6 protein-coding genes are annotated in these 3,315 nt (G+C 38.8%); 3 read left to right on the forward strand and 3 right to left on the reverse strand.

Going from position 1 to position 3,315, the window contains the following annotated elements; all coding sequences use genetic code 11:
- Window positions 1-833: c-type cytochrome (locus tag WB217_RS13015; RefSeq protein ID WP_423993644.1), on the forward strand; the 833-nt coding region annotated here is incomplete at its 5' end.
- 361 nt (window positions 834-1,194) lie between these two features.
- Here WB217_RS13015 and WB217_RS13020 read toward each other — a convergent pair.
- Window positions 1,195-1,434 (reverse strand): hypothetical protein, encoded by a 240-nt coding sequence (locus tag WB217_RS13020; protein ID WP_423993645.1) that lies wholly within the window; start codon window positions 1,432-1,434, stop codon window positions 1,195-1,197.
- Between the two features lie 215 nt (window positions 1,435-1,649).
- Here WB217_RS13020 and WB217_RS13025 point away from each other — a divergent pair, with 215 nt between their 5' ends.
- Entirely contained in the window at window positions 1,650-1,838 is a 189-nt protein-coding gene (locus tag WB217_RS13025) for a hypothetical protein (RefSeq protein WP_335379045.1), read from the forward strand.
- A gap of 113 nt (window positions 1,839-1,951) precedes the next feature.
- On the forward strand, window positions 1,952-2,194 hold the full coding sequence (locus WB217_RS13030; RefSeq protein WP_423993648.1) for a hypothetical protein: 243 nt from the start codon (window positions 1,952-1,954) through the stop codon (window positions 2,192-2,194).
- A gap of 159 nt (window positions 2,195-2,353) precedes the next feature.
- On the opposite strand, the gene WB217_RS13035 is transcribed toward WB217_RS13030, so the two are convergent.
- Together WB217_RS13035 and WB217_RS13040 are read right to left on the reverse strand one after the other, a co-directional pair.
- Window positions 2,354-2,509 carry a hypothetical protein gene (locus WB217_RS13035; protein WP_423993646.1) on the reverse strand — a complete coding sequence of 52 codons (156 nt, stop codon included), beginning with the start codon at window positions 2,507-2,509 and terminating at the stop codon, window positions 2,354-2,356.
- A complete protein-coding gene (locus WB217_RS13040) occupies window positions 2,506-3,156 on the reverse strand; it encodes a DUF2238 domain-containing protein (RefSeq protein WP_423993647.1) in 651 nt (216 codons plus the stop codon). Before WB217_RS13040 ends, WB217_RS13035 begins: the two co-directional genes overlap by 4 nt.
- Window positions 3,157-3,315: the final 159 nt, after the last annotated feature.

Consider the following 3,315-nt stretch of genomic DNA (forward strand, 5'->3'; position numbering starts at 1 on the left):
CAGCAGAGCCTCAGCCACAAACACAAACAGCTGGAACGGGTATTGAATTTAACCCGCCGAGCATGGAAGACGTTCCAGAAGGTCCTCTTGGAGAGAGTATTAAATATGGTCATCAATTAATGATGGAAACAAATAATGTAGCTGATCAGTATGTTGGCAATAACCTCTCATGCGCAAGCTGTCACGCCAATGGTGGAATTGTTAAAGAAGAGGCTCCGATGGTTGGTCTATCAGCAGTCTACCCTGAATATAGGCCGCGTGAGGGAGAAGTTTATACGCTTGAAGACAGGATAAACGGCTGTATGATTCGAAGCATGAACGGAAAGATGCTGCCATCTGACAGCCAGGAAATGCGCGCCATGATTGCATATCTGCAATATATGTCAGAAGGGGTACCTGCTGGATCCGAACTCCCTTGGAGAGCACCGAAAGAGCCTAAAAAATTTCCGGCCCCTAGTGTTCAGGACGGAGAAAAGCTTTATGCACAATCATGCGCGAGCTGCCATGCTGCAGATGGATCAGGAACAGGTCCAACTTCGGGTCCTGCTGTTTGGGGAGAAAATTCCTTTAATGATGGCGCAGGAATGTCAAGATTGACTAAGATGGCTGGTTATGTGCAAAAAAACATGCCTAAAGGACAGGGCGGCACTTTGTCCGATCAAGATGCCATCAATGTAGCTGCGTATATTCTTTCTCATGATCGTCCTGAATTCAAAGGGCATGAGGGAGACTGGCCAAAAGGCGGAAGACCAGCAGATATCATGAACAAGGAAAAACGAGAACAAATAAAGAATGGCACTATTGACTGGGAAGCAATTGTTTCAGCAAAATAAAAGCTGCTTTCACCTAAATAGTTGGTTGAAACAAAGTGTACGAAAAGAGTTTAATAAAAAGATTGAACCCAGCACAAATAAAGATGCTGGGTTTTTCATTATAATTCATCATTATATAATATAAGAAATACTTGCCCCATTATTTGAATAGCACTTTTCAGTATGTCCATATCTTTATATTAGAGATAGGAAATGATAGATTTCCTATTTGCGAGAGGATTTCATTATTGCGTCAGGCTCGGCAAAAAGCCGACTATTTTTGTAGTCGAAGCAAACATAAGGGAAAGTATAGAAAAATCGAGTGATTTTTACCGATGGAAATGTTTTTCTCTAAACCTTCTTTTGTTTTGTAAATTAAAATTCATTCTCGAAAATCCTTTCTCATGCGGTAATCCTCTTCAGTCCCCAGTTCTCTATTAAGCAGCCACTCCATCTCCTCAAGTGCCTTTTTCGTGACAAAAGGATCGTTCATGGACCATTGTACTGTATAGACGAAATAGTAGTTTTTAATTCTCCTGAACACGACAAGAGAATGAGGAAATTCGTTGAAATTGGCTTTAATATGGTATCTTTTTGAGTATGACCATTTTGTTAATTCCATATCATGTCTCCAAGTCTTTTTTAATGAAATACCCCTGATTGCTAATGGGAAAACAGTAAATAAGAACAAGAAAGTGTTATCACGTGCTGAATGTGCTAAAATAGGTTTCGTTATAGGGAGTTAGCGACAAGTATCTACATGATATCCCTCTGCTAGCAGTTTGATAGAGTAAAATTATTTCTTGATACATAAGGACTTGGAGGGGAATTGAATCTATGAATGATGCCCAGAGAATTCAGTTAAATGTAAGAGTGTCTAAAGAAACATCAGATAAACTCGAAGAGATTGTTGAATACTATCAGGAAAATACGAAGATTGGCAGAATATACAAGGGTGATGTATTGACAGATATTATCGAAAAATCCTATGAGATCATGCAGAAGCAAAAAAACTTAAGAAGATAATTTTCAATGCTAAAATTAGTCAAATTCATGAACAAAATGGTTGCGCTAAATGATAATTAGTCGTATTATTTAAATAATCTGATAAATCAACGATAAGGTGGTTGATGGTGATTATGATACGGATGGCAATTGCTGGTGTAGCCGGTTTTGTTCTTGTTTTTATCGAGTCGTTCATCGTTATGGCAATGAAGCAATATGAGACCATTGATTTTGGAGGGATTGCTCCTTTTGTCAGTGTCTGGACAATGAACTTTTTCCTTATCTTTTCAATCCTTACTCATATCAAGCTTTGGTATGATGAGCGTGAAGCGCAGCGTGAAGAAGAAGCGGCGGAAAGGGACCGGTTCATGAATTAGAAAACATAAAGTAAGGCACGCCATCTGGTGTGCCTTCTTTTTTATAGGTATCATACAAATACGAGCGAAAAGTCTCGAAGTCCAGGCTCTTTAGTTGGACCAATTATATATAGACTTTTTTCTCTTTGCGGGGTTCAAAATGCCTTTCCTACAACCATATTAGGACTTTAAATTATCCTGGTCATCATAATCTCTTTCGGCTTCCTCAGCGGCGATTCGCAACTCCTGGAAAAATAGCTGATCATTACAAACCAGGCTGTGTTTTTGTTCAGCTTCGACAGTGTGGTTCATTTTCTCTCCCTGTTCCTTTTTCATTCTTGTTCCTCCTTTTTCATTTTATTTGGATTTAATCCTATTTCCCGTTTTACCAACTGGTCATGCATTTTTGTTAAAAGTAATAACGCAATTATAGAACCGGCAAAGCTTAAAAACATATCCCATTGTGTATCCCAAATGTCTCCTTGTGTGCCTAAAAAGTCCTTCGAGACCCTGCCGCCTTTTGCCAGCATCGCAAAAAGCCATTCAACGATTTCATAAAGGGCGGCAATTGCCAGAACCATTGATATAACTATTCCATTCAGCCAGCCTCCTTTATAAAGCAAGGTTTTTCTTAGCAGTATTTCGCGAATAACGATTGCTATCATGCCTTTCATGAAATGGCCAAACCTGTCATAATGATTCCGTTTTAAATCCCATGTATCTTTTAGCCAATCAAAAAGCGGTACATTTGAATAAATGTAGTGCCCACCAATGAACATAAGGATGGTAACGAATGCGATGATTGTGTAGGAAAGGGTTGTTAACCGGAATTTTTTATAAAGAAAAAGAAAAACGGCAAGTGAAGCAACCGCTGGCGACACTTCCAAAACCCAGGAGTAATAAGATACGGGCTTGATGGCCGACCAGATAAAAACAATTATTACGATAATCAGAAGTACTAAGTGGACTCTTTTATTCTGCATAAAACTCAGCTCCCATTTGGCGAACTCTTGTTGTAAGTATTTTACTATTTGTTTATTTTCATTCTCTAGGATGACATTTACAGTTAAATCATGAACGAGATTAGTTTGAGGCACACTAAAACCATTTCATATTGGAGGGAATTCATGACTGATTTAAAG

This window comes from Mesobacillus sp. (genome assembly GCF_049588175.1).
Classification (GTDB): Bacteria; Bacillota; Bacilli; order Bacillales; family Cytobacillaceae; genus Mesobacillus.

Coding starts and splice junctions, on each gene's coding strand:
- WB217_RS13020 (WP_423993645.1), bottom strand. CDS start 1,434: ATGGAATTAACAAAATGGTCATACTCAAAAAGATACCATATTAAAGCC.
- WB217_RS13025 (WP_335379045.1), top strand. CDS start 1,650: ATGAATGATGCCCAGAGAATTCAGTTAAATGTAAGAGTGTCTAAAGAA.
- WB217_RS13030 (WP_423993648.1), top strand. CDS start 1,952: ATGATACGGATGGCAATTGCTGGTGTAGCCGGTTTTGTTCTTGTTTTT.
- WB217_RS13035 (WP_423993646.1), bottom strand. CDS start 2,509: ATGAAAAAGGAACAGGGAGAGAAAATGAACCACACTGTCGAAGCTGAA.
- WB217_RS13040 (WP_423993647.1), bottom strand. CDS start 3,156: ATGCAGAATAAAAGAGTCCACTTAGTACTTCTGATTATCGTAATAATT.